This is a genomic window from Streptomyces sp. NPDC001902, from assembly GCF_042891295.1.
In the GTDB taxonomy this organism is placed as follows: Bacteria; Actinomycetota; Actinomycetes; order Streptomycetales; family Streptomycetaceae; genus Actinacidiphila.
On the sequence record NZ_JBIATA010000001.1, the window covers coordinates 159407 to 185200 of the forward strand.

General features: G+C 73.9%; 25 protein-coding genes. 19 read left to right on the plus strand and 6 right to left on the minus strand.

From position 1 onward, the window contains the following. Nucleotides 1–11: 11 nt before the first annotated feature. Nucleotides 12–626: an FMN-dependent NADH-azoreductase gene (locus ACFYYN_RS00750; RefSeq protein WP_500359617.1), complete on the minus strand. Its 615-nt coding sequence runs from the start codon at nt 624–626 to the stop codon at nt 12–14. 114 nt (nt 627–740) lie between these two features. On the opposite strand from ACFYYN_RS00750, the gene ACFYYN_RS00755 reads away from it, so the two are divergent. Continuing rightward, the gene (locus ACFYYN_RS00755) at nt 741–1151 is read left to right on the plus strand and encodes a winged helix-turn-helix transcriptional regulator (RefSeq protein ID WP_499512861.1); all 411 of its coding nucleotides are present in this window, start codon (nt 741–743) and stop codon (nt 1149–1151) included. Between the two features lie 7 nt (nt 1152–1158). Here ACFYYN_RS00755 and ACFYYN_RS00760 read toward each other — a convergent pair whose 3' ends face one another. Both ACFYYN_RS00760 and ACFYYN_RS00765 read right to left on the minus strand, forming a co-directional pair. Beyond that, nucleotides 1159–1596 (minus strand): MarR family winged helix-turn-helix transcriptional regulator, encoded by a 438-nt coding sequence (locus tag ACFYYN_RS00760; RefSeq protein ID WP_500331603.1) that lies wholly within the window; start codon nt 1594–1596, stop codon nt 1159–1161. A gap of 55 nt (nt 1597–1651) precedes the next feature. Then, on the minus strand, nt 1652–4141 hold the full coding sequence (locus ACFYYN_RS00765) for an ATP-binding SpoIIE family protein phosphatase (RefSeq protein WP_500544190.1): 2490 nt from the start codon (nt 4139–4141) through the stop codon (nt 1652–1654). A gap of 153 nt (nt 4142–4294) precedes the next feature. On the opposite strand from ACFYYN_RS00765, the gene ACFYYN_RS00770 reads away from it, so the two are divergent. From ACFYYN_RS00770 to ACFYYN_RS00780, 3 genes are all read left to right on the plus strand, one after another. Then, on the plus strand, nt 4295–5713 hold the full coding sequence (locus ACFYYN_RS00770; protein ID WP_500544191.1) for a DUF2252 domain-containing protein: 1419 nt from the start codon (nt 4295–4297) through the stop codon (nt 5711–5713). A gap of 81 nt (nt 5714–5794) precedes the next feature. After that, entirely contained in the window at nt 5795–6622 is an 828-nt protein-coding gene (locus ACFYYN_RS00775) for a hypothetical protein (protein WP_500544192.1), read from the plus strand. A 49-nt stretch (nt 6623–6671) separates the two neighbouring features. Further along, nucleotides 6672–7004: a rhodanese-like domain-containing protein gene (locus ACFYYN_RS00780; RefSeq protein ID WP_499512856.1), complete on the plus strand. Its 333-nt coding sequence runs from the start codon at nt 6672–6674 to the stop codon at nt 7002–7004. A gap of 25 nt (nt 7005–7029) precedes the next feature. On the opposite strand, the gene ACFYYN_RS00785 is transcribed toward ACFYYN_RS00780, so the two are convergent. Next, entirely contained in the window at nt 7030–8163 is a 1134-nt protein-coding gene (locus ACFYYN_RS00785; RefSeq protein WP_500544193.1) for an acyl-CoA dehydrogenase family protein, read from the minus strand. A 205-nt stretch (nt 8164–8368) separates the two neighbouring features. Here ACFYYN_RS00785 and ACFYYN_RS00790 point away from each other — a divergent pair, with 205 nt between their 5' ends. Genes ACFYYN_RS00790 through ACFYYN_RS00800 form a run of 3 tightly spaced genes read left to right on the plus strand, consistent with a single transcriptional unit; the run spans nt 8369 to nt 11132 of the window. Beyond that, nucleotides 8369–9052 (plus strand): DUF5819 family protein, encoded by a 684-nt coding sequence (locus tag ACFYYN_RS00790; RefSeq protein ID WP_500544194.1) that lies wholly within the window; start codon nt 8369–8371, stop codon nt 9050–9052. After that, nucleotides 9049–10455, plus strand: coding sequence for an HTTM domain-containing protein (locus tag ACFYYN_RS00795; RefSeq protein WP_500544195.1), 1407 nt, complete (start codon nt 9049–9051; stop codon nt 10453–10455). The genes ACFYYN_RS00790 and ACFYYN_RS00795 overlap by 4 nt, the downstream gene beginning before the upstream one ends. Beyond that, nucleotides 10452–11132, plus strand: coding sequence for a TrmH family RNA methyltransferase (locus ACFYYN_RS00800; protein WP_500544196.1), 681 nt, complete (start codon nt 10452–10454; stop codon nt 11130–11132). Before ACFYYN_RS00795 ends, ACFYYN_RS00800 begins: the two co-directional genes overlap by 4 nt. Before the next feature lie 45 nt (nt 11133–11177). On the opposite strand, the gene paaN is transcribed toward ACFYYN_RS00800, so the two are convergent. After that, on the minus strand, nt 11178–12854 hold the full coding sequence (gene paaN / locus ACFYYN_RS00805) for a phenylacetic acid degradation protein PaaN (protein ID WP_500357394.1): 1677 nt from the start codon (nt 12852–12854) through the stop codon (nt 11178–11180). 131 nt (nt 12855–12985) lie between these two features. On the opposite strand from paaN, the gene ACFYYN_RS00810 reads away from it, so the two are divergent. The 3 genes from ACFYYN_RS00810 to ACFYYN_RS00820 are packed head-to-tail and all read left to right on the plus strand — an operon-like array spanning nt 12986 to nt 15888. Continuing rightward, the gene (locus ACFYYN_RS00810) at nt 12986–14512 is read left to right on the plus strand and encodes a 3-hydroxyacyl-CoA dehydrogenase (RefSeq protein WP_500331588.1); all 1527 of its coding nucleotides are present in this window, start codon (nt 12986–12988) and stop codon (nt 14510–14512) included. Then, complete coding sequence (locus ACFYYN_RS00815; protein ID WP_500544197.1) at nt 14509–15126, plus strand: TetR/AcrR family transcriptional regulator; 618 nt, start codon at nt 14509–14511, stop codon at nt 15124–15126. Before ACFYYN_RS00810 ends, ACFYYN_RS00815 begins: the two co-directional genes overlap by 4 nt. A gap of 33 nt (nt 15127–15159) precedes the next feature. Beyond that, nucleotides 15160–15888 (plus strand): alpha/beta hydrolase family protein, encoded by a 729-nt coding sequence (locus tag ACFYYN_RS00820; protein WP_500544198.1) that lies wholly within the window; start codon nt 15160–15162, stop codon nt 15886–15888. A gap of 52 nt (nt 15889–15940) precedes the next feature. Here ACFYYN_RS00820 and ACFYYN_RS00825 read toward each other — a convergent pair whose 3' ends face one another. Then, nucleotides 15941–16483 (minus strand): Lrp/AsnC family transcriptional regulator, encoded by a 543-nt coding sequence (locus ACFYYN_RS00825; protein ID WP_078619887.1) that lies wholly within the window; start codon nt 16481–16483, stop codon nt 15941–15943. A gap of 149 nt (nt 16484–16632) precedes the next feature. On the opposite strand from ACFYYN_RS00825, the gene pdhA reads away from it, so the two are divergent. From pdhA to ACFYYN_RS00870, 9 genes are all read left to right on the plus strand, one after another. Continuing rightward, a complete protein-coding gene (pdhA, locus tag ACFYYN_RS00830; protein WP_500544199.1) occupies nt 16633–17733 on the plus strand; it encodes a pyruvate dehydrogenase (acetyl-transferring) E1 component subunit alpha in 1101 nt (366 codons plus the stop codon). Next, nucleotides 17730–18755: an alpha-ketoacid dehydrogenase subunit beta gene (locus ACFYYN_RS00835; RefSeq protein ID WP_500544200.1), complete on the plus strand. Its 1026-nt coding sequence runs from the start codon at nt 17730–17732 to the stop codon at nt 18753–18755. Before pdhA ends, ACFYYN_RS00835 begins: the two co-directional genes overlap by 4 nt. Next, nucleotides 18755–20089, plus strand: a complete 1335-nt coding sequence (locus tag ACFYYN_RS00840) for a dihydrolipoamide acetyltransferase family protein (protein ID WP_500544201.1) — start codon at nt 18755–18757, stop codon at nt 20087–20089. The genes ACFYYN_RS00835 and ACFYYN_RS00840 overlap by 1 nt, the downstream gene beginning before the upstream one ends. Nucleotides 20090–20117: 28 nt before the next feature. Continuing rightward, on the plus strand, nt 20118–21029 hold the full coding sequence (locus ACFYYN_RS00845; RefSeq protein WP_500544202.1) for an NTP transferase domain-containing protein: 912 nt from the start codon (nt 20118–20120) through the stop codon (nt 21027–21029). Beyond that, nucleotides 21026–22447, plus strand: coding sequence for a molybdopterin molybdotransferase MoeA (locus tag ACFYYN_RS00850; RefSeq protein ID WP_500544203.1), 1422 nt, complete (start codon nt 21026–21028; stop codon nt 22445–22447). The genes ACFYYN_RS00845 and ACFYYN_RS00850 overlap by 4 nt, the downstream gene beginning before the upstream one ends. Continuing rightward, nucleotides 22444–23514, plus strand: coding sequence for a potassium channel family protein (locus ACFYYN_RS00855; protein ID WP_500544204.1), 1071 nt, complete (start codon nt 22444–22446; stop codon nt 23512–23514). Before ACFYYN_RS00850 ends, ACFYYN_RS00855 begins: the two co-directional genes overlap by 4 nt. Before the next feature lie 10 nt (nt 23515–23524). After that, nucleotides 23525–24496: an NAD(P)H-quinone oxidoreductase gene (locus ACFYYN_RS00860; protein WP_500533180.1), complete on the plus strand. Its 972-nt coding sequence runs from the start codon at nt 23525–23527 to the stop codon at nt 24494–24496. Nucleotides 24497–24571: 75 nt separating this feature from the next. After that, entirely contained in the window at nt 24572–24928 is a 357-nt protein-coding gene (locus ACFYYN_RS00865; protein WP_500544205.1) for a hypothetical protein, read from the plus strand. Between the two features lie 177 nt (nt 24929–25105). After that, nucleotides 25106–25669 carry a bacterial proteasome activator family protein gene (locus ACFYYN_RS00870; protein ID WP_499512839.1) on the plus strand — a complete coding sequence of 188 codons (564 nt, stop codon included), beginning with the start codon at nt 25106–25108 and terminating at the stop codon, nt 25667–25669. Nucleotides 25670–25794: the final 125 nt, after the last annotated feature.

The following is a 25794-nucleotide window of genomic DNA, read 5'->3' on the forward strand; positions in this document are numbered from 1 at the left end:
CGGGACGGGGGTCAGGCGACGCGCGCCGCGAGCTCCTTGGCCTTGGCGGTGGCCTGCTCGTGGGCCTTGGTGCGGGAGGCGTCGGAGGCCTCGATGAGACCGGACATGGCCGGGACGACGCGGGCCAGGGTCAGCTCGGGGACGATGAACTCGACGTCGGTGATGCCGAGGCAGCCCTGCAGGACCTTCTCCAGGTAGTTGGTCACGAACTCGAAGTCCTCACGCGGGGTGCCCGGGCCGTAGCCGCCGCCGCGGCTGGCCACCACGACGACCGGGGTGTCCGCGGCGGAGGGCTGCTCGCCCGCGGTGCGGCCCAGGATGATCACCTGGTCGAGCCAGGCCTTGAGGGTGCTGGGGATCGAGAAGTTGTACATCGGCGCGCTGATCAGGAGGGCGTCGGCCCGTTCGAGTTCGTCGGCCAGCTCGCTGCGCAGCGGGTGCTCGGCACCGCCCACGTAGTGGGTCGCGTCGAGGTGCGGCACGGGCTCGGCGTTCAGGTCGCGGTAGATCACGACGCCGCCCGGGTGCTGGGCCTCCCATTCCTTGCGGAAGGAGTTCGCCACGTCACGGGACGCGGAGGTCTCGGAGGGCCAGATGGACGAGTCGAGGTGCAGCAGCGTGGGCATGGGGGTGCCTCCACTTCCGTAAAGTTCGGAGTGAAAAATTCGTGCGTTGCTATTGCTACCACAGGACCTTACTTTTCTGCAGCACGTAACGACAAGCCGGGTACCCTTGTGGCCATGGGACAGGGGACTGAGCCGGCCGCGCACGACGCGGAGCCGTGCGCCAAGGTCGACGTCGGGCTGACCCGCGTCTTCGGGATCCTCGGCAAGCGCTGGAGCGGCCTGATCGTGGCCGTCCTCACGCAGCGGCCGGCGTACTTCGTCGAACTGCGCCGGGCCATCCCCAAGATCAGCGAACGGATGCTCTCCGACCGGCTCACGGAGCTGGCCGAGGCGGGCATCGTCGTCCGCGAGGTGGACCCCGGCCCGCCGCTGAGGGTGAGCTACCGCCTCACCGAGGCGGGTGAGGCGCTCGGTCCGGCCCTGGGGGAGCTGGGGTCGTGGGCGGAGAAGTACCTCCCCGACGGTGCGGCCGCCTGCACGGAGGGCGCGGAGGCCTGCGGCTCAGGGGCGGGGGCGACCGGCTGACGCCGGGTCAGCCCTGCTGCTCCGCGGCGTCGTTGTAGCGGGTCAGGTAGGCGGCGAAGCGCTCCAGGTCGGTGTCGTCCCAGTCCGCGAGCCTCCCGCACACGATGCGCCGTGCGGCGCGGTTTGCCTCGGCGAGCACGGCCGCGCCCGCCGCGGTAGGCAGCAGCGCCTGGACGCGGTGGTCGGCGGGGTCGGGGCGCCGTTCGACGAGGCCCAGCCGCTCCAGGGTGGCGACCTGGCGGCTGACCGTCGACTTGTCCAGCAGGAACGCCTGCGCGAGGTCCGTGGCCCGGCAGTCCCGGTGCTCGCTCATGTGGGCCAGCAGCGTGTACGCCACCAGGGACAGCTGTGGGTGCATGCGGGCCACCGCGGTGCGTGCGCGGCGGGCGAACGCGGTCATCTCGCGGTGGATCGTCTCGACGGACGCGCCTTTGCCGGCCTGCATGCTTGTAGGTTACATCTGACCGGATCGGGGTGGTCCGGTCCGGTTCGTCCCAGGGTCAGGCGGGCAGCGGCAGCTCGAACCAGACGACCTTGCCGACCGCCTTGCGGCTGGTGCCCCAGCGCCGGGAGAGGTTGCTGACCAGGGCCAGGCCCCGGCCCTCCTCGTCGTCGGCGTCCGCGCGGCGCAGCTGCGGCAGGTTGTGGTCGTCGTCGCTGACCTCGACCAGCAGCTTGCCGACCCGCATCAGCCGCAGCGACACCTCGTGCGAGGCGACCCGCAGCGCGTTGGTCACCAGCTCGCTGACCAGCAGCTCGGTCAGGTCGCTGACCCCCTCCAGCCCCCACCGCGCCAGTTGCTCACGGGTGAGCGCGCGTGCCCGCCGGACGTCGGAGAGGTCCATCGACAGCCGCCACTCGGCGACGTCCTCGGGCGGGATGCCCTGGAAGTTGGCGACCAGCAGCGCCACGTCGTCGCGACGGTCGTCGGAGTGGACACGGCTGAGGATCTGCTCGCAGACGTCCTCGGGGGTCTGCTGGGGCTCGATGACGTTGGAGCACAGCGCCGCCAGGCCCGCGTCTATCCCCTGGCCGCGCACCTCCACCAGGCCGTCGGTGCACAGCACCAGCCAACTGCCGTCCGGTACCGGGATCTCGACCGTCTCGAAGGGCACGCCGCCGACGCCGATCGGGGCGCCCTTGGGGATCTGCAGCAGTTCGCTGCGGCCGTCGTGCCGGGCCAGCACCGGCGGGATGTGGCCGGCGTTGGCCAGGGTCAGGGTCCGGTGGATCGGGTCGTAGACCGCGTACACGCACGTCGCCAGGTGCTCGGCGCCGAGGCGGTGGGCGAGGTTGTCCAGGTGGCGCAGCAACTGCGCGGGCGGCAGGTCGAGCGCGGCCATCGTGATCACCGAGGTGCGGAACTGGCCCATCACGGCCGCCGACAGCAGACCGTGGCCCATCACGTCGCCGACGATCAGCGCCACGCGCCCGCCGGGCAGCTGGATGGCGTCGAACCAGTCGCCGCCGACCTGGGCCTGGCGGTCACCGGGCATGTACCGGTGGGCGATCCGCACCCCGGGGATGCGGGGCGGGCGGGTCGGCATCATGCTGCGCTGCAGGGTCGCGGCGGCGCGTGACTCCAGGCGGTGCAGCCGGGCGTTGTCCAACTGCACCGCGCCGCGGGCGGCGACCTCGGCGGCGGTCGCGGCGTCCTTGGCGTCGAAGGGACGGCGGCCGGGGTGGCGCAGGAAGCACATCCGGCCCAGCACCGTGCCCCGTGCGGTGAGCGGTACGACGACCATCGACCGCTCGGGCAGTAACGGGCCGAGCCCGGGGACGCCCAGGTCGAGCGCGATGTCCCGGGCCAGTGCCGGGTCTATCACCGGTACGAGCAGCGGCTCGCCCAGCCGCGGGGTGGAGTCGGCGGGCAGCGGGATCAGTTCGCCCTCCGGCAGGGCGGCCGCCCACGGGCCGGGAGTGGTGTCGGTGTGGGCGACGGCGACCCGGCGCGCGATGATTGTGTCCCCGGTCAGGTCGTCCTTCGGCGGCTCGGAGTCGGAGAACAGCTGGTCGACGACGAGGACGGCGGCGAAGTCGGCGAAACGCGGCACGGTGACGGCGCACAGCTCGCGGGCGGTCGTCGCCAGGTCGAGGGTCGTGCCGACCTTGGCCCCGGTCTCCCGGAGCAGGGCGAGCTGCTCGTCCAGCACGTGGCCCGGGGCGAGCGAGACGCTGGGGGCGGCCACCGGGAGCAGTACCGGCGCCGCGACGTCGCCGCGGGGGCCGGGCAGCAGCTCCGGTTGCGCGGGCCGGGTGCGCCGGGCGGGCCGGGTGGGCCGCGCGGTGCGGCCGGTTGCGGGGTTCGCGGCGGGCTGGGCCACGGTCGTGCCGTGCTCCTCGGGGAGCACGGGGAGCAGCACGGTGCCGTCGACCTCCACCGCCGGGTAGCCCAGGGGCACGATCTGACGGACGATCCGGTCCAGCCGGCCCGCGCTGACCCGGGGCAGCACCGAGCCCAGCCGGCCGGCCAGGTGCTCGGCGTGCGCGGGGTCGGCGGCCGGGGCGAGGCGCGGGATGATGCGGACGGCGCCGCGGGCGGTGGTGCCGTCGGCGGTGTAGGGCAGCAGGTGGTCGCCGAGCGCGAGACGCGGCCCGGTGTCGCGCAACGGGCGGGCGTTGGCGGCGATCACCAGCAGGCTCCGGCCGGCCGGCTCCATGATGCGGTAGGACCACCACACCACGTCCTTGACGCCGCCGTCACGGTCGGTGGTGGGCAGCGATCCGGCCCAGGCGGACCGGGTGAACTCGTCCAGCACCTCCAGGGCGTCCTGCTCACCGGGGTGCCGGCCCGCGGTGTGCGGCAGCAGTCCGGCCGCCGGACGGCCGAACACGCCCTCCCAGCGGTGGCCGAAGAGCTCCTCGGCGCCGCGGTTCCAGTACGAGATGTCACCGTCGGGGCCGACGCAGAGCACGGCGAGGCGTACGAGCGCGGAGACACCGGTGGCTGCGAGCGGGGTCGTGGTCGTGGTCGTGGGAAGCCTGGTCATCTCGTCCAACGTCGGGCACCTGCGGTTCGGCTGCGGTTCGGCGCGGAAGGCTGAAGGAGCATCAGGGTCGGGTCTTCACCGTCCAGGCAAGCATGAAACATCGGACGCGGTCCGGTAAATGGCTAGATTGCCCCCAGGAGTGACCAACCGGGCATGGCCCGTGGGGAGGAAGAGCACGTGGAGCACAGGCTTCCGCACATCGCGGGGTTCCAGAGATGGCCGCACGACGGCGCGCCCAAGCAGGAGGGCAAGGCGCTGCGGGAGGCGGTGCCGCGCGAGGCGCACGCGGTGTTCACTCCGGGTGCGGACCGGCCGGGCGCGGTGGAGGCGGTGCGGGAGTCGAGCCTCGGGCGCATCCCGGAACTCGTCCCGCTGCGGGTGGGGAGGATGGCGGCGAGCCCCTTCGCCTTCCTCCGCGGCTCGGCCGGGCTGATGGCGGCCGACCTCGCGGGCGGCCCGGTCACCGGCATCGGCGCCCAGATCTGCGGGGACGCGCACGCCGCCAACTTCGGCCTGTACGGGGACCATCTGGGCCGGCTGGTCATGGACATCAACGACTTCGACGAGACCGTCCACGGCCCCTGGGAGTGGGACGTCAAGCGGCTCGCCGCCTCCCTGGTGCTGGCCGGGCGCGAGGCCGGGGCGGCCGAGGACGCGTGCCGGGGTGCCGCGTTCGACGCGGTGGGCGCGTACCGGCGCACCATGCGGCTGCTGGCGAAGATGCCGGTGCTGGACGCCTGGCACGCCATCGCCGACGAGGAGCTGGTCGCGCACGCCGACGCCCGCGACCTGGCGGGCACGCTGCGCCGGGTGGCCGGGAAGGCACGCCGCAACACCAGCGCCAAGTTCGCGGCGCGGGCCACGGAGGAGGTCGAGGGCGGCGGCCGCCGCTTCGTCGACGCGCCCCCGGTGCTGCGCCGGGCGCCGGACGGGGAGGCGGCGGCGGTCGCCGGGGCCCTGTCGGAGGGCGGCTACCTGGCGACGATCGGTGAGGACCGGCGGCCGCTGCTGGCCCGGTACGCGGTGCACGACGTGGCGTTCCGGGTGGTCGGGACGGGCAGCGTGGGCACGAGGTCGTACGTGGTGCTGCTCCTGGACCACCTCGATCAGCCGCTGGTGCTCCAGGTGAAGGAGGCCCGGCCCTCCGCGCTGCTGCCGTACCTGGGGAAGGCCGGGTTCGACGCGCCCGTGGTGGAGCACGAGGGACGGCGCGTGGTGCTGGGCCAAAAACGCATGCAGGTCGTCAGCGACAGCCTGCTGGGCTGGGCCGACGTGGACGGCCGTCCCCACCAGGTACGGCAGTTCCGCAACCGCAAGGGCAGCGTCGACCCCGCGGCACTGGAGGCCGGCCTGATAGACGACTACGCGCGGATGACGGGCGCGCTGCTGGCCCGGGCGCACGCGCACTCCGCGGACCCCCGGCTGATCGCGGGCTACTGCGGAAAGGGCGGGCAACTCGATGAGGCGGTCGCGGCCTTCGCGGTCGCGTACGCGGACCGGACCGAGGCGGACCACGCCGAGCTGGTGGCGGAGGTGCGGGCCGGGCGGATCGCCGCGGAACAGGGTGTGTGAGGGCCCGGGCGCCGGTGTGCCGGGGCAGGTACGAGGCCGTACCCTGTGACCGGCGCCCCCCACTCCTCGTAGGCTGGACCGGTGACGAATTCCCCCGGCACCGAGTCGGCCCCCGGCACCGAGTCGGCCGCCGCATCCTCCGAACCCCAGGACCGGCTGGCCCAGGCGGTGCGTGCCGCCGAGCGGGCCCTGATCGAGTTCGAGATCGCGGTGGAGACCTTCAGGGTGGAGGTCGAGAACTTCTCCCGGCTGCACCACCAGAAGCTCGGCCCGATGTACGCCCGGCTCGACGAGCTCGACGCGCTGATCGCGGAGGCGGTCGCGGCCAAGAGCGGCTCCCGCGAGGACATCCAGCGCGCCTGGGAGGCGCGCGCCCTCGTGATGCCGATGCCGGGGGTGGAGGAGCTCTTCGAGGGCCTGCTCGGCTCGGACGGGGTCCGGCCCCAGGAGGACCCGAACCCGCCGCGCCGCGTGCGGCCGGGCAAGGAGGCGCAGCGGCTCTACCGCGAGCTGGTCCGCAAGGCCCACCCGGACCTGGCGCAGGACGAGGCCGAGGTCGAGCGCCGCAGCGAGTTCATCGCCCGGGTCAACGAGGCGTACACCTACGCCGACGAGCAGCGGCTGCGGGAGCTCGCGGAGGAGTGGGAGGCCGGGCCGATCCCGGAGGAGGAGCAGCCGAGCGAGGCCGAGGTGCTGTACGCGCGGCTGGAGTGGCTCGCGCAGCGCAAGGAGCGGCTGGCCGCGCTCGCCGCCGACCTGGAGAACAGCGCGATCGCGCAGATGATGAAGCTCGCCCCGGAGGACCCGGACGGGCTGCTCAACGAGATCGCGGAGAACCTCCTCAACCAGGTGGCCAACCGGGAGGCCCGGCTGGCGGAGCTGGTGCGCTCCTCGAAGGGGTCCGATTAGCGGGTCGGGTACGTTCGACGTGCACGCCCCGACCGAAGGAGTCCGTTCCATGTTCTACGCCCAGCTGCCCGCGGTGGACGCGGCGCAGGTCCCCGCCGACGGCTACCTGCTCGACGTCCGGGAGCACGACGAGTGGGACGCCGGGCACGCCGAGGGCGCGGTGCACATCCCGATGGGCGAGGTCGTGGCCCGCATCGAGGAGGTCCCGGCGGACCGCCGGGTGCACGTCGTGTGCCGGGTCGGCGGTCGCTCGGCGCAGGTCGCCCAGTACCTGATCGCGCAGGGCCTCGACGTGGTGAACGTCGACGGCGGCATGCTCGGCTGGGAGGCCGCGGGCCGCCCGCTGGTGACGGACGGCGCGGGCCCGGCGCACGTGCTCTGAGGCCCGCGGGGCGGCCCCGGGGCCGTCAGGCCTCGGCCGCCAGCAGGTCGCCCAGCTCCTCCTCGTGGGCGGCGGCGGGGCCGAGGGAGAGCTCCAGCTGTTTGGCCCAGGCGTGGTAGCGGTGCAGCGGGTAGTCGGTGTCGGCGCCGAAGCCGCCGTGCAGGTGCTGCGCGGTCTGCACCACCCGTCGTACGCCCTCCGAGGCCCAGATCTTGGCGACCGCGACGTCGGCAGGGTCCAGCCGCCAGGCGGCCTGCCAGCAGGTGACCTCCATCGCCCGCAGGTCGATGTAGCGGTCGGCGGACTGCACGGCCACCGCCTGGAAGGTGGCCAGCGGGTGCCCGAACTGCTCGCGCTTGGCGGTGTAGGCGCCGGTCATGCGCAGGACGGCGGTGCCCAGCCCCAGCGCCAGGGCGCAGGTGCCGGTGGTCAGCAGCCGGCGCAGCCGGTCCCAGGCGCCGTCGGCGGTGATCACGTCGCCCGCGGGGACGCGGACGGCGTCCAGCCGGAGCTCGGCGTGGCGCTCCCCGCTGGTCGAGATCTGCTCGGCCGCGGTGACCGCCTCGCGCGGGACGAGGGCGATGACCGTGCGGCCTCCGGCGGCGGAGGCCGGGACCAGGACGAGGTCGGCCTGCGGGGCCCAGGGGACGGCGGTCTGGACGCCGTCGAGCAGCCAGTCGCGGGCGGCGCCGTGCCCGTGGCTGTTCGCGTCCCCGTCCGCGTCCACGGGCCGCGCGGTGACGGCGAGCTCCGCGCCGTCGTGGCCGGTGCGGCCCGCGGAGGCGACGGTCAGGACGAGGTCGCCGCGGCCGACCGCGGGCAGCAGCCGGGCGCGCAGCTCCTCGGGGCCGTCGCCCTGCACGGCGAGCGCGGCGGCACAGGTCTCCAGCAGCGGCACCCGGGCGAGCACGGCCCCGGCCTCGCGCAGCACCAGGCACAGTGCGACCGGGTCGAGGCCGGCCCCGCCGTACGCCTCGCCGAGCACCAGCCCGAGGAGGTCGGCGGCGGCCAGCCGGCGCCACAGCGGGCGGTCGAAGTCCTCCGCCACCGCACCGGCGGTGAGCGCGGGGCTCGGAACGGCGTCGGGGGCCACGCCGGAGAACACCGCCCGTGCCGCCTCGACGGCCGCCAGCTGCTCCTCGCTGAAGCTGAAGTCCATGGCCCGACCTCCCGGACGCGTCCATTCTGACGGTGTGTCAGATTAGGCGGACCGGGCGGGGAAGTCCACATCCCCGTAGCCTCCTCCCTGACCCTGCCCGTGGCGCCCGCGGCCCGTGCTGACCGGGACGGCTGTACCGCACGTGTGCGGCATGAGTACCGTTCCGTGCTGAGCGGAACACGGGGAACACGAGCGGAGAACCACGATGGAGCCACCCGAGGAGTCCGGGGGACCGGCCGGGATAGCCGCGCTGTCGCCACCCGCCCGGGCCGTGGTCGCGCTGGCGCTGGCCGCGGCCGTGGTCGGCGTCGCGGTGCACCTGCTCATGGTCTTCCTGCACGTCGCGCCCACGAACACCGCCACCAAGAAGCACGGCGACCTGGTCGGCAGCTACATCTACCCCGAGTTCGAGCAGAACTGGAAGCTCTTCGCACCCAATCCGCTCCAGCAGAACATCCACGTCTGGGCGCGCGCCGATGTCCACAAGGACGACGGCACCGACCAGGTGACCGGCTGGATCGACCTCACGGCCATGGACATCGCCGCCATCAGGCACAACGTTCTGCCCAGCCACACCCAGCAGAACGAGCTGCGCCGGGCGTGGAGCTTCTACGCCGCCTCCCACGGTGAGAAGGACAAGCCGATCGGCGTGCGCGGCGAGCTGAGCAGGCGGTACCTGGAACGCATCGTGGAGGACCGCATCGGGCCCCGGCTCGACGGTGGCGACGTCGTCCGCCTCCAGGTGCGCACCGGCACCACGCCGGTCGCGGCCCCCACCTGGAGCCCCGAGGAGATCGACACGCGCACCACCTTCCAGGTGCTGCCCTGGTGGAACGCGCACGCGGCGGACGAGGACGAGGGAGACGAGAGCGGGGAGGAGGCGTCGTGAGCGAAGCCGTGAACGAGTCCGCGCACGGGGCGGCCGCGGAGCCCGTGGACCGCCCCGTACCCGAGCCGGCAGCGGCCCGCGGCCGCCCGGCCCCCGCCGCCCGCCCGGCCCCCGTCCCGTCCCCCTTCGCCGGACTGCTCGACTCCGCCGCGGGCGGGCTGTCGCGTGGCCTGGCCCGGATCACCGGCACCACCGTCGGCCCGTACCAGACCGCCGTGGTGCGGATCGGCATCTCACTGGCCTGGCTGCTGTTCCTGCTGCGCGAGTGGCCGCACCGCCACGAGCTCTACGGGCCGGACGGGGCGTGGAGCTGGGACCTGGCGAACCGGCTCGTCGCCGACAACCACGCCTTCACCCTGCTGCTGTGGGGCAGGGCCGACGCGTGGTTCGAGGTCGTGTACGCGGGTGCGATCGTGGCGAGCGCGATGCTGCTGCTCGGCTGGCGGACCCGCACGGCCTCGCTGCTGTTCATGATCGGCGTGCTCTCCCTGCAGAACCGGAGCGTGTTCGTCGGCGACGGCGGCGACAACGTGATCCACCTGATGGCGATCTACCTCGTCTTCACCCGGTGCGGGCAGGTCTGGTCGCTCGACGCCCGCCGCCGCGCCAAGGGGCGGGACGGCGACGGCGCGGGGATCGCGCTGTGGATCGTCCTCGGACTCGTGCTCACCGTGGCGCAGCTGCTCGGCCGTACCGGCCTGAACTGGACCGACGGCCTGCTGCCCTGGCTCGGCTGGACGCCGTTCCTGTGGGGCTTCCTGCTGCTGCAGGCCGTGTGGTGGGCGGTGCGGCGGTACGCGCCGGGCGAGCCGCGCACGGTCCTTCGGATCCTCGCGAACATCCTGCACGCCGCCGGTCTGCTGGTGATCGTCGTCGAGGTGTGCCTGATCTACGCCACGGCGGGCTGGTACAAGGTCCAGGGCTCGCGCTGGCAGGACGGCACCGCGGTGTACTACCCGCTCCACCTGGACGACTTCAGCCCCTGGCCGGGGCTGTCCCATGCGATGGCCGCCAGCGGACTGATGGTCATGGTGATCACCTACGGCACGGTGATCGTCCAGGTCGCCTTCCCGTTCACCCTCTTCAACCGCCGGGTGAAGAACGTGCTCCTCGCGTTGATGATGCTGGAGCACGCCTCGATCGCGGTCGTCCTCGGACTGCCGTTCTTCTCGCTGGCGATGATCGCCGCCGACGCGGTCTTCCTGCCCACCGGCTTCCTGCGCTGGGCGGGCGACCGGATGGTGCGTCCGCTGCGGCGCGGCGCCGACGGGGAGTCCGAGGACGGCCGGCCGCAGGACGCGGAAGGCGGTGAAGGCGCGGAGGACGCGCAGGCGCGGGCGGTCGCGGGGCAGCGAGGGCCGGGACCGGCCGGCGAGCCCGCCCCCTCTAATCTCGTGGTGTGAGCACCAGCCAGGACGACGCGGCCGAGCCGCTGCAGTACGACGACGGCTTCGGCCCCGAGGTCGGGGTCGGGCCGCACCCGCGGCCCTGGCCCGAGGACCCGCGCTACGACGCCGAGCTGCTCGCGCAGGGCGACCGCCGCAACGTGGTGGACGAGTACCGCTACTGGACGCGGGAGGCGATCGTCGCCGACCTCGACACCCGGCGCCACGACTTCCACGTCGCCGTCGAGAACTGGCAGCACGACTTCAACATCGGGTCCGTGGTGCGCACCGCCAACGCCTTCCTGGCCAAGGAGGTGCACATCGTGGGGCGGCGCCGCTGGAACCGGCGCGGCGCCATGGTGACCGACCGCTACCAGCACGTGCGCCACCACCTGGACGTCGCGGCGCTGGCCGCGTGGGCGGCCGCGGAGGACCTGCCGATCATCGGGATCGACAACCTCCCCGGTGCCGTGCCGCTGGAGACCACCGAACTGCCACGGCGCTGCGTGCTGCTCTTCGGGCAGGAGGGGCCCGGGCTGACCGACGAGGCGTGGAAGAACGCGGCGGCGGTCTGCTCGATCGCCCAGTTCGGCTCCACGCGCTCGATCAACGCGGGGGCCGCGGCGGCCATCGCCATGCACGCCTGGATCCAGCGCTACGCGCGGGTGGGTACGGAGCAGCCCCGTCCGGAGTGACAGGGCTGCTCCGGACGGGGCTGTCGGTGGTGCGGGCGGGCCGGATCAGGCCTGGCGGCGGACCTCGATGACCCGGAAGCGGCTCGCGACGAAGGCGCCGTCGCACAGGGCCGCGTTGGCGGCCGGGTTGCCGCCGGAGCCGTGGAAGTCGGAGAAGGCGGCTGTCTGGTTGACGTACACCCCGCCGGTCAGGTTGAGCGAGAGTTGGGCGGCCTCCTCCAGGCAGACCTCCTCGATCTGCCGCTCCACCTCGCCGGAGGTGGTGTAGGCGCCGACCGTCATGGCGCCCTTCTCCCGCACGGTGCGGCGCAGCAGGTCGACCGAGTCCTTGGTGGAGTCCATGGCGACCGCGAAGGCGACCGGGCCGAAGCACTCCGACATGTAGGCGGCCTCGTCGTCCGGCTTCGCGCCGTCCAGCTTCACGATCACCGGGGTGCGGACCACGGCGTCCGGGAAGTCGGGGTGCGCGACCTCGCGGGAGGCGAGCGCGACCTCGCCGAGGGAGGCGGCGGCCTCCAGGCGTGCCTTCACATCTGGGTTGACCAGGGCGCCCAGCAGGGCGTTGGCCCGGGCGTCGTCGCCGAGCAGCCCGCCCACGGCGGCCGACAGATCGCCCACCACCTCGTCGAAGCCCTTGTGGCCGTCGTCGGTGGCGATGCCGTCACGCGGGATCAGCAGGTTCTGCGGGGTGGTGCACATCTGGCCGCTGTACAGGGACAGGGAGAAGGCCAGGTTGGACAGCATTCCCTTGTAGTCGTCCGTGGAGTCGACGACGACGGTGTTGACGCCGGCCTTCTCGGTGAAGACCTGGGCCTGGCGGGCGTTCTCCTCCAGCCAGTCGCCGAAGGCGGTGGAGCCCGTGTAGTCGATGACGCGGACCTCGGGGCGCAGCGCCAGCGTCTTGGCCAGGCCCTCGCCGGGGCGCTCGGCGGCCAGGCAGACCAGGTTCGGGTCGAAGCCGTTCTCGGCGAGCACCTCGCGGGCGATCCCGACCGTCAGCGCCAGCGGGAGCACGGCGCGCGGGTGCGGCTTGACCACGACCGCGTTGCCGGTGGCCAGGGAGGCGAAGAGGCCCGGGTACCCGTTCCAGGTGGGGAAGGTGTTGCAGCCGATCACGAGCGCGATGCCGCGCGGCACCGTCGTGAAGTCCTTGCGCAGGGTCAGCGGGTCGCGCTTGCCCTGCGGCTTGACCCACTCGGCCGTGCCGGGGGTGCGCACCTGCTCCACGTAGGCGTACGCGACCGCTTCGAGGCCGCGGTCCTGCGCGTGCGGGCCGCCGGCCTGGAAGGCCATCATGAAGGCCTGACCGGAAGTGTGCATGACCGTGTGGGCCATCTCCGTGGTGCGCGCGTTGATCCGGGCCAGGATCTCCAGGCAGACCAGGGCCCGGTTCTCCGGGCCGGCCTCGCGCCAGGCGGGCATCGCGGCCTTCATCGCGGGGAGGAGCACGTCGACGTCCGGGTGCGGGTACTCCACACCCAGCTCGATGCCGTACGGGGACACCTCGCCGCCGGTCCAGCCGTCGGTGCCGGGCTGGTCCAGGTCGAAGCGGGTGCCGCGCAGGGCGTCGAACGCGGCCTGGGCGGTCTCGCCGTCCGCGTATGCCTTCGGGTGCTCGGGGTACGGAGACCAGTACTCGCGGGTACGGATCGCCTCGAGCGCCTTGTCGAGCGTCTCGCGGTGCCGTGCGACCGACGGGACAGCGGTGAGATCGGCAGCCATGGGGCCAACTCCTCGTCGAGCTGGATTGGGGTGGGCAGGGTGCTGGCTTCCCCGCTAGATTAACCGAATGTTCGGTCGGGACAAGGGGGCCGACCGAAGCTGTGGACAACTGGCGAGGAGCAGTGGCGGCGATGAGCGCTCTTGACCGATCCAGCACGGTCGCGGTGGTGGGCACGGGGACGATGGGCCAGGGGATCGCCCAGGTCGCGCTGGTGGCGGGCCATTCCGTACGGCTCTACGACGCGGGCCCCGGCCGGGCCGAGCAGGCCGAGCGGGCCCTGGCGGAACGGCTGGACCGCCTGGTGGAGAAGGGCCGGCTGCCCGCCGCCGAGCGTGACGCGGCCCGCGGCCGGCTCTCGGCCGTCCGGGAGATCGAGGAACTGGCGGGCGTGTCGCTCGTCGTCGAGGCGATCCTGGAGGACCTGGGCGCCAAGCAGCAGCTCTTCACGGCCCTGGAGTCGGTGGTCGCCGAGGACTGCCTGCTGGCCACCAACACCTCCTCCCTGTCGGTCACCGCCGTGGGCGGCGCGCTGCGGCGCCCGGGCCGCTTCGTCGGCCTCCACTTCTTCAACCCCGCGCCGCTGCTGCCGCTGGTCGAGGTGGTCTCCGGCGCCGCCACCGACGAGGCCGCCGCCCAGGCCGTGTACGACACCGCCGCCGCCTGGGGAAAGACACCGGTGCGCTGCACCGACACCCCCGGCTTCATCGTCAACCGGGTCGCGCGCCCCTTCTACGCCGAGGCCTTCCGGCTCCACGAGGAGCGCGTGGCCGACCCCGCCACCATCGACGCGGTGCTGCGGGAGAGCGGCGGCTTCCGGATGGGCCCGTTCGAGCTCACCGACCTGATCGGCCAGGACGTCAACGAGGCCGTCACGCGCTCGGTGTGGGACTCCTTCTTCCAGGACCCCAAGTTCACCCCCTCCCTCGCCCAGCGGCGGCTGGTGGAGTCCGGGCGGCTCGGCCGCAAGAGCGGGCACGGCTGGTACGACCACGCCGAGGGCGCCGCCGCCCCGGCCCCCCACACCGCGGGGCCGGAGAAGCCGCCCGCCGAGGTCACCGTGTGCATGGGCGGCCGCGGCCCGGCCGCGGTGCTGCCCCGGCTGATCGCCGAGGCGGGCATCGAGGTGCTGGACGGCGAGGTCGCCGACCCGGACGACGGGTACCTCGAGCTGCCCGGCGGCGGCCGGCTGTACCTGGCGGACGGGGGCCCGGCCACTACGGGCCCGGCCGTCGACTACGTGCAGTTCGACCTCGCGCTGGACTACCGGGTGGCCACCCGGGTCGCGATCGCGCCGTCCGACTCGGCACGCCCGGAGACCGTGCAGGCGGCGATCGGGCTGTTCCAGGCGCTGGGCAAGAAGGTCAGCGTCATCGAGGACGTACCGGGCATGATCGTCGCCCGTACCGTGGCGATGCTGGTGGACTTCGCCACCGACGCCGTCGCCCGGGGGGTGGCCTCACCGGAGGACGTCGACGCCGCGATGCGGCTCGGCGTGAACTACCCGCGCGGTCCGCTCGCCTGGGGTGCCGAACTCGGCCCGGAGTGGGTCCGCGAGGTGCTGCGCAACCTGCACCAGGCGTACCCCGGCGGGCGCTACGCGCCGTCCCGTCCGCTGAACCGCCGCGCGGCGGCCGAGGGGAGACTACTCTCATCATGACCATGGCACAGCGCGACAACTCCGCCCCCAAGAGGGACACCTACACGCCGGACTCGCTGCTGGCCGTGGCCGTGACGGTCTTCATCGAGCGCGGTTACGACGGCACGTCCATGGAGCACCTGTCGCGGGCCGCCGGCATCTCCAAGTCCTCGATCTACCACCATGTGCGGGGCAAGGAGGAGCTCCTGGAGCGCGCCGTCGGCCGTGCCCTGGACGGCCTCTTCGGCATCCTGGAGGAGTCCGGAGCGCGCGGCGGGCGCGCCGTGGAGCGGCTGGAGTACGTCACGCGCCGCACCACCGAGGTGCTGATGGCGGAGCTTCCCTACGTCACGCTGCTGCTGCGGGTGCGCGGGAACACCAGGACCGAGCGCGCCGCCCTGGAGCGCCGCAGGGAGTTCGACCACCGGGTCGCCGACCTGCTGAAGTCGGCCGTCGCGGAGGGGGACCTGCGCGGTGACGTGGAGCCCAGGCTCGCGACCAGGCTGCTCTTCGGAATGATCAACTCCATAGTCGAGTGGTACCAGCCGCACACGGCCGGTACCCGGGAGCACGACGACGCCGCGGTCGTGGACGCCGTCGTGCGGCTGGCCTTCGACGGCTTGCGCGTCTCTTGACGCTGGTCCAGACCAACCCTCACGATCGGGGCCATGTCCTTCACCCTCCGTGCCCGCCTGTGCGCCGCCTCAGCCGCCGTCCTGCTGCTCGCCGGGTGCGGAGGGGGTGACGACGGCGGTCAGGCCGCCGACGCCACACCGCCGGAGGACTTCGGCTGCCTGACGGCCGCGCAGGCGAAGTCCGGGTCCGTCAGTTACGACGACACCGACGACAACCCCGTGGACGCCTGGCTCGCCGGCAAGGGCGACACCTCCGTCCTGCTGATGCACCAGGCGGACGGCGACATGTGCCAGTGGATGCCGCAGGCCGACCTCCTGCTGAAGGACGGCTACCGCGTCCTGGTCGTCGACTCCAACGGCAGCGAGGTGCCCGAGGTCGTGGGCGGGGTGGCGTTCCTGCGTGCCAAGGGCGCGCGGCACGTCCTGCTCATGGGCGCGTCCAAGGGCGGCACGGCGGTCCTGGCGGGTGCCGCGTCGGTGGATCCGCCGGTCGACGCCGTGGTCTCGCTCTCCGCGCCCGAGACCTACGGGACCATGGACGCGAGCTCCGCGGTGCCGCGGCTGACCGCGCCCGTGCTCTACATGGCGGCGGCGGGCGACACCGCGTTCGCGGAGTCGACCGAGGCGCTGAGCAAGGCCACGAAGAAGGCGGCCGAGAACCGGCTCGACATCGTCAGCGGACCCCAGCACGGCGTGGGCATGCTCACCTACGACCCCAACTGGGCCACCGTGACGGCCTTCCTGCAGAAGTACGCCGGATAGCCGCGCCGGGGAGCCCCAGCACGGGCGGTGCCGGCGGGCGGTGCCGGTGGGGTCAGTCGGTCAGCACCCGGTCGGTCTCCTCGAAGACCAGCAGCGTGCGGCTGCTGAGCACCTCGGGCACCGCCTGGATGCGGGTGAGCACCAGTTCGCGCAGGCTGCGGTTGTCGGGGGTGTGGACGAGCAGCAGAACGTCGAAGTCCCCGCTCACCAGGGCGATGTGCGCCACCCCCGGCAGTTCCAGCAGCTTCTCCCGCACGGTGCGCCAGGAGTTCTGCACGATCTTCAAGGTGATGTAGGCGGACGCGCCGTGACCTGCGCGTTCGTGGTCGACCCGGGCCGTGAAGCCGCGGATGACCCCGTCCTCGATGAGGCGGTTGATCCGGGCGTAGGCGTTGGCGCGGGACACGTGGACGTGCTCGGCCACCGATCGTATGGACGCCCGCCCGTCCTCCTGCAGGTAGCGCAGGATCGCGCGGTCGATCGCGTCCAGCGGACGCACCGCCGCCGGACCGGTGTCCGGCGCCGCTGCCTGTGGTCCCGGGGCGCCGCCCCGAGAAATTTGGGAATCCGTCACGCCCCCGAGCCTCCCTAGCATGGACGTACTGGCTCCATCTCAGGGTGTGGAGAACCGTTTGTCCACAGGCGGGACACACCTGTAGCCAAAATGCCTCCGGCGACCGAACAATCGGTAGGGGAGCGATACCCGCTCCCCCCACCGAACACGCCCACGAGGAGGTGCTCGCGATGACCGTCCTGGACCAGCACGTCTGGCAACCCCGCACCGACCCGGCGCCGCTGCTGCCCGACCCTGAGCCGTACCGACTGCTCGGCACCCCCGAGGCAGGCGCGCTCGACGCCGGAGTGCTGACCACGATGTACGGACAGCTGGTGCGCGGCCGCCGTTACAACCGGCAGGCCACCGCGCTCACCAAGCAGGGCAGGCTGGCCGTCTACCCCTCCAGCACCGGTCAGGAGGCGTGCGAGGTCGCCGCGGCACTCGCCCTGGAGCCCCAGGACTGGCTGTTCCCGAGCTATCGCGACACCCTGGCCGCCGTCGCCCGCGGCGTCGACCCCGTCGAGGCGCTGACGCTGCTGCGCGGTGACTGGCACACCGGCTACGACCCGCGCGAGCACCGGGTCGCCCCGCTCAGCACGCCGCTGGCCACCCAGCTGCCGCATGCCGTGGGCCTCGCGCACGCGGCCCGGCTCAAGGGCGACGACGTCGTCGCCCTGGCCATGGTCGGCGACGGAGGCACCAGCGAGGGCGACTTCCACGAGGCGCTGAACTTCGCCGCCGTGTGGCACTCCCCCGTCGTCTTCCTCGTGCAGAACAACGGCTTCGCCATCTCGGTGCCGCTCGCCAAGCAGACCGCCGCCCCGTCGCTGGCCCACAAGGCCGTCGGCTACGGGATGCCCGGGCGGCTCGTCGACGGCAACGACGTCGCGGCCGTCCACGCCGTGCTCACCGAGGCCGTGGCCCGCGCCCGCGAGGGCGGCGGCCCGACCCTGGTGGAGGCGATCACCTACCGCATGGACGCACACACCAACGCCGACGACGCCACCCGCTACCGGGAGGACGCCGAGGTCGAGGCCTGGCGCGAGCACGACCCGATCGCCGTGCTCGAGCGCGCCCTGCGCGAGCGCGACCTGCTCGACGACGCGATGGTCCGCGCCGCCGAGGAGGACGCGGAGCGGATGGCCGCCGCGCTGCGCGAACGGATGAACGAGGACCCGGTCCTCGACCCGATGGACCTGTTCGCACACGTCTACGCCGAGCCCACCCCGCAGCTGCGCGAGCAGGCCGCGATGCTGAGGGCCGAGCTGGAGGCCGAGGCACAGTCATGAGCACCGCCACCACCGCGACCCCCGTGGCCACCGGACGCAAGCCGGCCACCATGGCCCAGGCGCTCAACCGCGCGCTGCGCGACTCCCTCGCCGACGACCCGTCGGTCCACCTCTTCGGCGAGGACATCGGCACCCTCGGCGGCGTCTTCCGGATCACCGACGGCCTCGCCAAGGAGTTCGGCGACAGCCGTTGCACCGACACCCCGCTCGCCGAGGCCGGCATCCTCGGTACGGCCGTGGGCATGGCGATGTACGGCATGCGCCCCGTGGTCGAGATGCAGTTCGACGCCTTCGCGTACCCGGCGTTCGAGCAGCTCGTCAGCCACGTCGCCAAGATGCGCAACCGTACGCGCGGCACCATGCCGCTGCCCCTGACCATCCGGGTGCCGTACGGCGGCGGCATCGGCGGCGTGGAGCACCACAGCGACGCCTCCGAGGCGTACTACGCGCACACCCCCGGTCTGCACGTCGTCACCCCCGCCACGGTGGCGGACGCCTACGGGCTGCTGAGGGCCTCGATCGCCTCCGACGACCCGGTGATCTTCCTCGAGCCGAAGCGGCTGTACTGGTCCAAGGCCGACTGGTCGGCGGACGCGCCGGAGGAGGTGGCCCCCATCGGACGGGCCGTCGTCCGCCGCAGCGGCCGCTCCGCGACGCTCATCACCTACGGCCCGTCGCTCACGGTCTGCCTGGAGGCGGCCGAGGCCGCGGTGCAGGAAGGCTGGGACCTGGAGGTCGTCGACCTGCGCAGCCTGGTGCCCTTCGACGACGAGACGGTCACCGCGTCGGTGCGCCGTACCGGCCGCGCGGTCGTCGTCCACGAGTCCTCGGGCTTCGGCGGTGTGGGCGCCGAGATCGCCGCCCGGGTGAGCGAGCGCTGCTTCCACCACCTGGAGGCCCCGGTCCTGCGGGTCGCCGGTTTCGACATCCCCTACCCGCCGCCGATGCTGGAGCGGCACCACCTGCCCGGCGTCGACCGCGTCCTCGACGCGGTCGGGCGCCTGCAGTGGGAGGAGGCGTGATGGCCGTCGTCCGCGAGTTCGCCCTCCCCGACCTGGGTGAGGGGCTGACCGAGGCCGAGATCGTGCGCTGGCTGGTGCAGGTCGGCGACGTCGTCGCCATCGACCAGCCGGTTGTCGAGGTCGAGACGGCCAAGGCCGTGGTCGAGGTGCCCTGCCCCTACGGCGGCGTGGTCACCGCGCGCTTCGGCGAGGAGGGCCAGACCCTCGACGTCGGACGGCCGCTGCTGACGGTCGCGGTCGGCTCCCCCGACCGGCACGCCGCCGGCGCACCCGCACCCGCCGCCCCGGCCGCCTCGGCCGACGGCGACTCCGGATCCGGCAACGTACTGGTCGGCTACGGCACCAGCGGCCCCGCGGCCCGGCGCCGCCGGGTACGCCCCGCGCCGGCCGCCGCCCCGGTCCCGGTGCCCGTCCCGGTCCCGGTGGCCGCGGTCGCCGCGCCGGTCCGGCACGAGGGTCCCGTCGCCGTCATCTCCCCCCTGGTGCGGCGCAGGGCCCGTGAGCACGGCCTCGATCTGCGCGCGCTGACGGGCTCCGGCCCCGACGGGCTGATCCTGCGCTCGGACGTGGAACGGGCCATCACGACCGGGTCCGCGGCGCCGGTCACCGTGGCCGCCCCCGCGGCGCCCGCGGCCGCCGCCGCCGAGGGCACCCGCATCCCGCTGCGCGGCATCCGCGGCGCCGTGGCCGAGAAGCTCGGCCGCAGCAGGCGGGAGATCCCCGACGCCACCTGCTGGGTGGACGCCGACGCGACGGAGCTGCTCGCGGCACGGGCGGCGATGAACGCCGCCGGAGGTCCCAAGGTCTCGGTGCTCGCGCTGTTCGCGCGGATCTGCGCGGCGGCCCTGGCCCGCTACCCGGAGCTCAACTCCACGGTGGACACCGAGCGCGGCGAGATCGTCGTGCTGCCGGAGGTGCACATCGGCTTCGCGGCGCAGACCGATCGCGGTCTGGTCGTGCCGGTCGTCCGGGACGCCCACCGGCGCAGCACCGAGGAGCTGTCGGCGGAGATCGGCCGGCTCACCGAGGCGGCCCGCTCCGGCGGCCTGACCCCGGCCCAGCTGACCGGTGGCACCTTCACGCTCAACAACTACGGCGTGTTCGGTGTCGACGGATCCACGCCGATCATCAACCACCCCGAGGCCGCGATGCTCGGCGTCGGCCGGATCACCCCCAAGCCGTGGGTGCACCAGGGCGAGCTGGCGGTGCGTCAGGTGGTCCAGCTGTCGTTCACCTTCGACCACCGGGTGTGCGACGGCGGCACGGCGGGCGGCTTCCTCCGCTTCGTCGCGGACTGCGTGGAACAACCGGCGGTGCTGCTCCGGGCGGTGTGAACGCGTCACGGTGGGCGATACTCCGGGCATGACTCCGGAGCCAGGTGAGCCGCGTGACCACCCCTCGCCGCGTTCGCCGCACGAGCAGCCCTACGACGCGGTCGTCCTCGCCGGCGGCGCCGCCAGGCGCCTCGGCGGGGCCGACAAGCCGGGATTGCCGGTCGCCGGGCGCGCGCTGATCGACCGTGTCCTGGACGCGTGCGCGGGCGCGGCCACCACGGTGGTCGTCGGCCCGCGCCGCCCCACCGTCCGCCCGGTGGCCTGGGCCCGCGAGGAACCACCCGGCGGGGGCCCGCTGCCCGCGCTCTCCGCCGGGCTGCGCGAGGTCACCGCGGACGTCGTGCTGGTGCTCGCCGCCGACCTGCCGTTCCTCTCCCGTACGACGGTGGGCGCCCTGCTCGCCTCGCTGCGCGGCGGGCAGGGCGAGGACGGGGTCGTGCTCACCGACCCCGACGGGCGTGACCAGACGCTGGCGGCCGCCTACCGCACGGAGGCGCTGCGCCAGCACCTGGCGCTGATCGCCGCCGAGCACGGGACCCTCGCCGGGCTGCCGTTGCGGCTGCTCACCGGTGAACTGGCCCTGCGGAGGCTGCCCGACCCCACCGGGCAGGCCTCCTTCGACTGCGACACCTGGGACGACCTCTCCACAGCCCGGGCCCGCATCAGGGAGCATGGGGGCGTGTTGGATGAATGGATCACCGCAGCCAAGGCCGAACTCGGCATCGACCTCGACGTCGACATCCGTATGCTCCTCGATCTCGCCCGGGACGCCGCGCACGGCGTCGACCGCCCTGCCGCGCCGCTGACCACCTTCCTGGTGGGCTACGCGGCAGCCACGGCGGGCGGCGGCGAACAGGCCGTCGCGGAGGCCGTCAGGCGCGCCGCCGCGCTGGCCGAGCGGTGGGCGAAGGAAGCGGAGAGCGGGGACCCGGGCGCATGAACCTGCCGGGTGCGGCGGGCGGTGCCCGCGACACCGGTGCCGGGGACGCCGCCGACGACGAGTTGGCCGCGGCGCTCGCCCTGGCCAACGGGCGGGCCACCGGCCGGCACGACCCCGTGCAGCCACCCTCCGGCGGCACCGGCGCCGACGGCTCCCGGTCGTCCCTCCCCCGTCCCCACGGGACCCATGGCGGGACTCACGGCGGGACCCACGGCGGGACCCGGGCCGGCGCCCACGGCGGGCACCACGACCTGCCGTGGCCGCGGGCGCGGCACATCGCGGGCTCCGCCGCGGGACCGCTGGGACGGCTGTCCGTGCCGCTCGGCGCCGCGCTGGGGCACGCGCTGGCCGAGCCGTTGACCGCGCTCACGGACCTGCCCGCCTTCGACACCTCCGCGATGGACGGCTGGGCCGTCGCGGGCCCCGGCCCGTGGCGCACGGCAGGCAGCGTCCTGGCCGGGCAGCGTTCCGCGGCCCCGCTGCTCGACGGCCACGCGACCGTCATCGCCACCGGGGCCGCACTGCCCCCCGGCACGACGGCGGTGCTGCGCCGGGAACACGGACGCGTCACCGCCGACGGGCACCTGCACGCCACGCGCGGCGGCCCCGGGCCCGGGCAGGACGTGCGGCCCCGCGGCCAGGAGTGCCGTGGCGGCGACGAGTTGCTGACGGCCGGCGTGCTGGTCACGCCCGCGGTGCTCGGCCTGGCCGCGGCGGCGGGCTACGACGAACTGACCGTCACCGCGCGGCCCTCGGTGGAGGTCCTCGTCCTGGGCGACGAGTTGTTGGACGCCGGCGCCCCCGGCGGCGGCCGGGTGCGGGACGCGCTCGGCCCGCTGCTGCCCGCATGGCTCACCGCGCTCGGGGCCGGCACGGTCCGTGCGCGGCGGTTGAAGGACGACGCCGGCCTGCTGCAGGACGCCGTCGCCGCGTCCACCGCCGATCTCGTCGTCACCACCGGTGGCACGGCGGGCGGCCCGGTGGACTTCGTCCACCCCGTGCTGGAGCGCATCGGCGCGCGGTTGCTCGTCGACGGCGTCGCGGTCCGCCCCGGCCACCCCATGCTGCTGGCCGAACTGCCCGGTGGCGGCCGCCTGGTGGGCCTGCCGGGCAACCCGCTCGCGGCGGTCTCCGGGGTGCTGACCCTGGCCGTCCCCCTGCTGCGCACGCTCGCGGGCCGTCCGGCCCCGGTGGCGTACGAGGCGCGGCTCGGCGGCGACGTGCACGGCCACCCCACCGACACCCGCCTGGTGCCGGTGGTGCTCGACGAGGAGTCGCAGGCGGCCCCGCTGCACTTCAGCGGTCCTGCCATGCTCCGCGGCATCGCGACGGCCGACGGCATGGCCGTCATCCCGCCCGGCGGAGCCGTCAAGGGCGACCGCACGGCCGTCCTGGAGACGGGCTGGGGGCGGCTGTGAGGGACGCGGGCCGCGGACGCGCCACCGCGGGGGCGGACGGCGACGTCGTCCACCTGCCCCACAAGAGCCCCCTCGGCCCGCTGCACCAGGTCGTCCGGCGGTTGCTGATGGCGCTGTTCGTCCTGGTGCTCACCGTGCTGATCGTGTACGTGGACCGGGGCGGCTACCACGACAACGCCGGCGGTTCGATGTCGCTGCTGGACTGCGTCTACTACGCCACCGTCACCCTCTCCACCACCGGCTACGGCGACGTCGTCCCGTACAGCCCGAGCGCCCGGCTGACCAATGTGCTCCTGGTGACGCCGCTTCGCGTGCTCTTCCTGATCATCCTCGTCGGCACCACTCTGGAGGTGCTCACCGAGCGCACCCGCGAGCAGTACCGGCAGCAGCGCTGGAGGTCCACCGTGCGCGACCACACCGTCATCGTCGGATACGGCACCAAGGGCCGTTCCGCGGCCAGGACGCTGACCGGGCACGGCGTGCCCGCCCAGCAGATCGTGGTGGTCGACCCCGACCCCAAGGCGGTGGAGTCCGCGGTCGCCTCCGGGTTCGCGGGCGTCACGGGGGACGCGACCCGCAACGCCGTCCTGCTGCGCGCGGAGATCCAGCGGGCCAAGGAGCTGATCATCGCCGCGCAACGGGACGACACCGCCGTCCTGGTGGCGCTCACGGCCCGCCAGTTGAGCAAGCGGATCAACATCGTCGCGTCCGTGCGCGAGGAGGAGAACGCCCCGCTGCTCCGCCAGTCCGGCGCCAACGCCGTCGTCACCAGCTCCGGCGCGGCGGGCCGGCTGCTCGGGATGTCGATGCTCAGCCCGAGCGCGGGCGAGGTGATGGAGGAGCTGATCACCTACGGCAGCGGGCTGGACCTGATCGAGCGTCCCGTCACCAAGGCCGAGGCCGGGCTCGATCCGCGGGAGGTCGCCGACCTGGTGGTGGTCGTCAAGCGCGGCCACCGGATGCTCGACCACGACAACCCCGAGGCGAGCCCCTTGCAGTTGACCGATCGGCTCATCGTCATCCACAGGACGAGTCAGGACGACCCGTCGCACGTCCCGCAGGGGTAGCGTCGGCCCCATGCATGCGATCACCATCCCCGAACCCGGCGGCCCGGACGCGCTCGTCTGGGCCGAGGTCCCCGATCCCGTACCCGCCGAGGGCGAGGTGCTGGTCGAGGTCGCCGCGACCGCCGTCAACCGTGCCGACCTGCTGCAGCGGCAGGGCTTCTACGACCCGCCACCCGGCGCGTCCCCCTACCCGGGCCTGGAGTGCTCGGGCCGCGTCGCCGCCCTCGGCCCGGGGGTGAGCGGCTGGACCGTGGGCGAGGAGGTGTGCGCGCTGCTCGCGGGCGGCGGGTACGCCGGGAAGGTCGCCGTCCCCGCCGGGCAGCTGCTGCCGGTGCCCAAGGGCGTGGGGCTCGTGGAGGCCGCGGCCCTGCCCGAGGTCGTCTGCACCGTCTGGTCCAACGTCTTCATGGTCGCCCACCTGCGCCCCGGCGAGACGCTGCTGGTCCACGGCGGTTCCAGCGGCATCGGCACGATGGCGATCCAGCTGGCCAAGGCGGTCGGCGCCAAGGTCGCGGTCACCGCGGGCAGCGAGGACAAGCTCGCGAAGTGCCGCGAGCTGGGCGCGGACCTCGGGATCAACTACCGCGAGCAGGACTTCACGGCCGAGGTGCGGGAGGCGTTCGGCGGCGCCGACGTCATCCTCGACATCATGGGCGCGAAGTACCTGGGCCGGAACGTCGACGCCCTCGCGGTCAACGGCAGGCTGGCAGTCATCGGGCTCCAGGGTGGCGTCAAGGGAGAGCTCGACCTCGGCAAGATGCTGGCCAAGCGGGCCGCGATCACCGCGACGTCGCTGCGCGGACGGCCGCTGGAGGAGAAGGCGGCCATCGTGGCGGCGGTCCGGGAGCACGTCTGGCCGCTGCTTGAGTCCGGCGTGGTGCGCCCGGTGGTGGACTGCGCCCTGCCGATGAGCGAGGCGGCACAGGCGCACCGGCTGGTCGAGGCCAGCACCCACGTGGGCAAGGTGCTGCTCACGGTCTGAGCCGCCGCCGGACGGCCGGTACGGGCCCGGTGGGCACGACTGGCCGCCCATGACGCTCCGTGTGACGCTGAAAGCATGGAGTTGCGGAAGGTGGTCGTGGCGGCGACGGTGACCGGGGTCGCCCTCCTGGTCACCGGCGCGGCCGCGCCGCCCCCGCCCCATCCGGCGGCGTCCTCCGGGCCGGCCGGCAGCGAGGCCGGCGAGGGGCGCAGGCACCCGGGTCGGGCGGAGCCGCCCGCGACCCCGGGCGACGGGGGCGGCCGGCCCTCCGCGCCGCTCCCCGTCCACGTCGAGGAACCGCAGGACCAGGGCCCGGCCGCCGTCCAGGCGCCCATGGGACGGGTGCTGGAGGTACTGCCGCTCGGCGCGGGGCTGGTGCTGATCGGGCTGGGTCTGGGCTTCCTCGGCCTGCGGCTGCGCCGTGGCCGCTGACCTCGGCCACCCCGCCCCCGTACAGGGGTCCCCCGGCACGTCCACCCGCCGCGCACCGCGTCCGGGTCGCACACCGGGCCGGCCTGGCCGAGGCGGACGAGTGCCGCGCCGGAGGGGTAGCGCGGGGCGGCGGGGGGCACAAATCCCGGAGGGGCGACGGTGCGCGACAATGGCGGCATGGAGATGCCGATGAACGAACGGTCGCAGGAGAGCCCGCAGGTCCTGGTCGTCGGCCCGGACGGGATGGCCCTCGGCGGCGGCGGACACGCCGGCCGCGCCGGAGAAGGCGACGAGCAGCGCGAGGTGCCCGTGACGGAGATGGTCGAACAGCCCGCGAAGGTCATGCGGATCGGCAGCATGATCAAGCAGCTCCTGGAAGAGGTCAAGGCGGCGCCGCTGGACGAGGCGAGCCGGGCGCGCCTGAAGGAGATCCACCACAGCTCCGTGAAGGAGCTGGAGGCGGGGCTCGCCCCCGAGCTCGTCGAGGAGCTGGAGCGGCTCTCGCTGCCCTTCGCCGAGGACGGCGTGCCGAGCGACGCCGAGCTGCGGATCGCCCAGGCGCAGCTGGTGGGATGGCTGGAGGGCCTCTTCCACGGCATCCAGACCGCCCTGTTCGCCCAGCAGATGGCCGCCCGCGCCCAGCTGGAGCAGATGCGCCGCGCGCTGCCGCCCGGTGTGGGCCACGAGGGCGACGAGGAGGGGCACGCCCCGGGCGGGGCGCGCACCGGCCCCTATCTGTGAGCGGTCGGCATCAGGACGGTACGTACGCGTAGGTACAGACGGCGGGGACCCGTGGGGTCACCCGCCGTCCGTCGTTGCCCGTCAGTCGTTGCCCGTCCGTCGTCGCCGCGAGGGCACCCCCGGGG

Excerpts from the sequence above, each read along its gene's own strand:
- ACFYYN_RS00825 (WP_078619887.1), bottom strand. The coding sequence starts at position 16,483 with ATGCTAGGGAGGCTCGGGGGCGTGACGGATTCCCAAATTTCTCGGGGC.
- ACFYYN_RS00835 (WP_500544200.1), top strand. The coding sequence starts at position 17,730 with ATGAGCACCGCCACCACCGCGACCCCCGTGGCCACCGGACGCAAGCCG.
- ACFYYN_RS00865 (WP_500544205.1), top strand. The coding sequence starts at position 24,572 with ATGGAGTTGCGGAAGGTGGTCGTGGCGGCGACGGTGACCGGGGTCGCC.
- ACFYYN_RS00820 (WP_500544198.1), top strand. The coding sequence starts at position 15,160 with ATGTCCTTCACCCTCCGTGCCCGCCTGTGCGCCGCCTCAGCCGCCGTC.
- ACFYYN_RS00870 (WP_499512839.1), top strand. The coding sequence starts at position 25,106 with ATGGAGATGCCGATGAACGAACGGTCGCAGGAGAGCCCGCAGGTCCTG.
- ACFYYN_RS00750 (WP_500359617.1), bottom strand. The coding sequence starts at position 626 with ATGCCCACGCTGCTGCACCTCGACTCGTCCATCTGGCCCTCCGAGACC.
- ACFYYN_RS00845 (WP_500544202.1), top strand. The coding sequence starts at position 20,118 with ATGACTCCGGAGCCAGGTGAGCCGCGTGACCACCCCTCGCCGCGTTCG.
- ACFYYN_RS00790 (WP_500544194.1), top strand. The coding sequence starts at position 8,369 with ATGGAGCCACCCGAGGAGTCCGGGGGACCGGCCGGGATAGCCGCGCTG.
- ACFYYN_RS00815 (WP_500544197.1), top strand. The coding sequence starts at position 14,509 with ATGACCATGGCACAGCGCGACAACTCCGCCCCCAAGAGGGACACCTAC.
- ACFYYN_RS00770 (WP_500544191.1), top strand. The coding sequence starts at position 4,295 with ATGGCCCGTGGGGAGGAAGAGCACGTGGAGCACAGGCTTCCGCACATC.
- ACFYYN_RS00850 (WP_500544203.1), top strand. The coding sequence starts at position 21,026 with ATGAACCTGCCGGGTGCGGCGGGCGGTGCCCGCGACACCGGTGCCGGG.
- pdhA (WP_500544199.1), top strand. The coding sequence starts at position 16,633 with ATGACCGTCCTGGACCAGCACGTCTGGCAACCCCGCACCGACCCGGCG.
- ACFYYN_RS00785 (WP_500544193.1), bottom strand. The coding sequence starts at position 8,163 with ATGGACTTCAGCTTCAGCGAGGAGCAGCTGGCGGCCGTCGAGGCGGCA.
- paaN (WP_500357394.1), bottom strand. The coding sequence starts at position 12,854 with ATGGCTGCCGATCTCACCGCTGTCCCGTCGGTCGCACGGCACCGCGAG.
- ACFYYN_RS00810 (WP_500331588.1), top strand. The coding sequence starts at position 12,986 with ATGAGCGCTCTTGACCGATCCAGCACGGTCGCGGTGGTGGGCACGGGG.
- ACFYYN_RS00755 (WP_499512861.1), top strand. The coding sequence starts at position 741 with ATGGGACAGGGGACTGAGCCGGCCGCGCACGACGCGGAGCCGTGCGCC.
- ACFYYN_RS00840 (WP_500544201.1), top strand. The coding sequence starts at position 18,755 with ATGGCCGTCGTCCGCGAGTTCGCCCTCCCCGACCTGGGTGAGGGGCTG.
- ACFYYN_RS00860 (WP_500533180.1), top strand. The coding sequence starts at position 23,525 with ATGCATGCGATCACCATCCCCGAACCCGGCGGCCCGGACGCGCTCGTC.
- ACFYYN_RS00760 (WP_500331603.1), bottom strand. The coding sequence starts at position 1,596 with ATGCAGGCCGGCAAAGGCGCGTCCGTCGAGACGATCCACCGCGAGATG.
- ACFYYN_RS00765 (WP_500544190.1), bottom strand. The coding sequence starts at position 4,141 with ATGACCAGGCTTCCCACGACCACGACCACGACCCCGCTCGCAGCCACC.
- ACFYYN_RS00780 (WP_499512856.1), top strand. The coding sequence starts at position 6,672 with ATGTTCTACGCCCAGCTGCCCGCGGTGGACGCGGCGCAGGTCCCCGCC.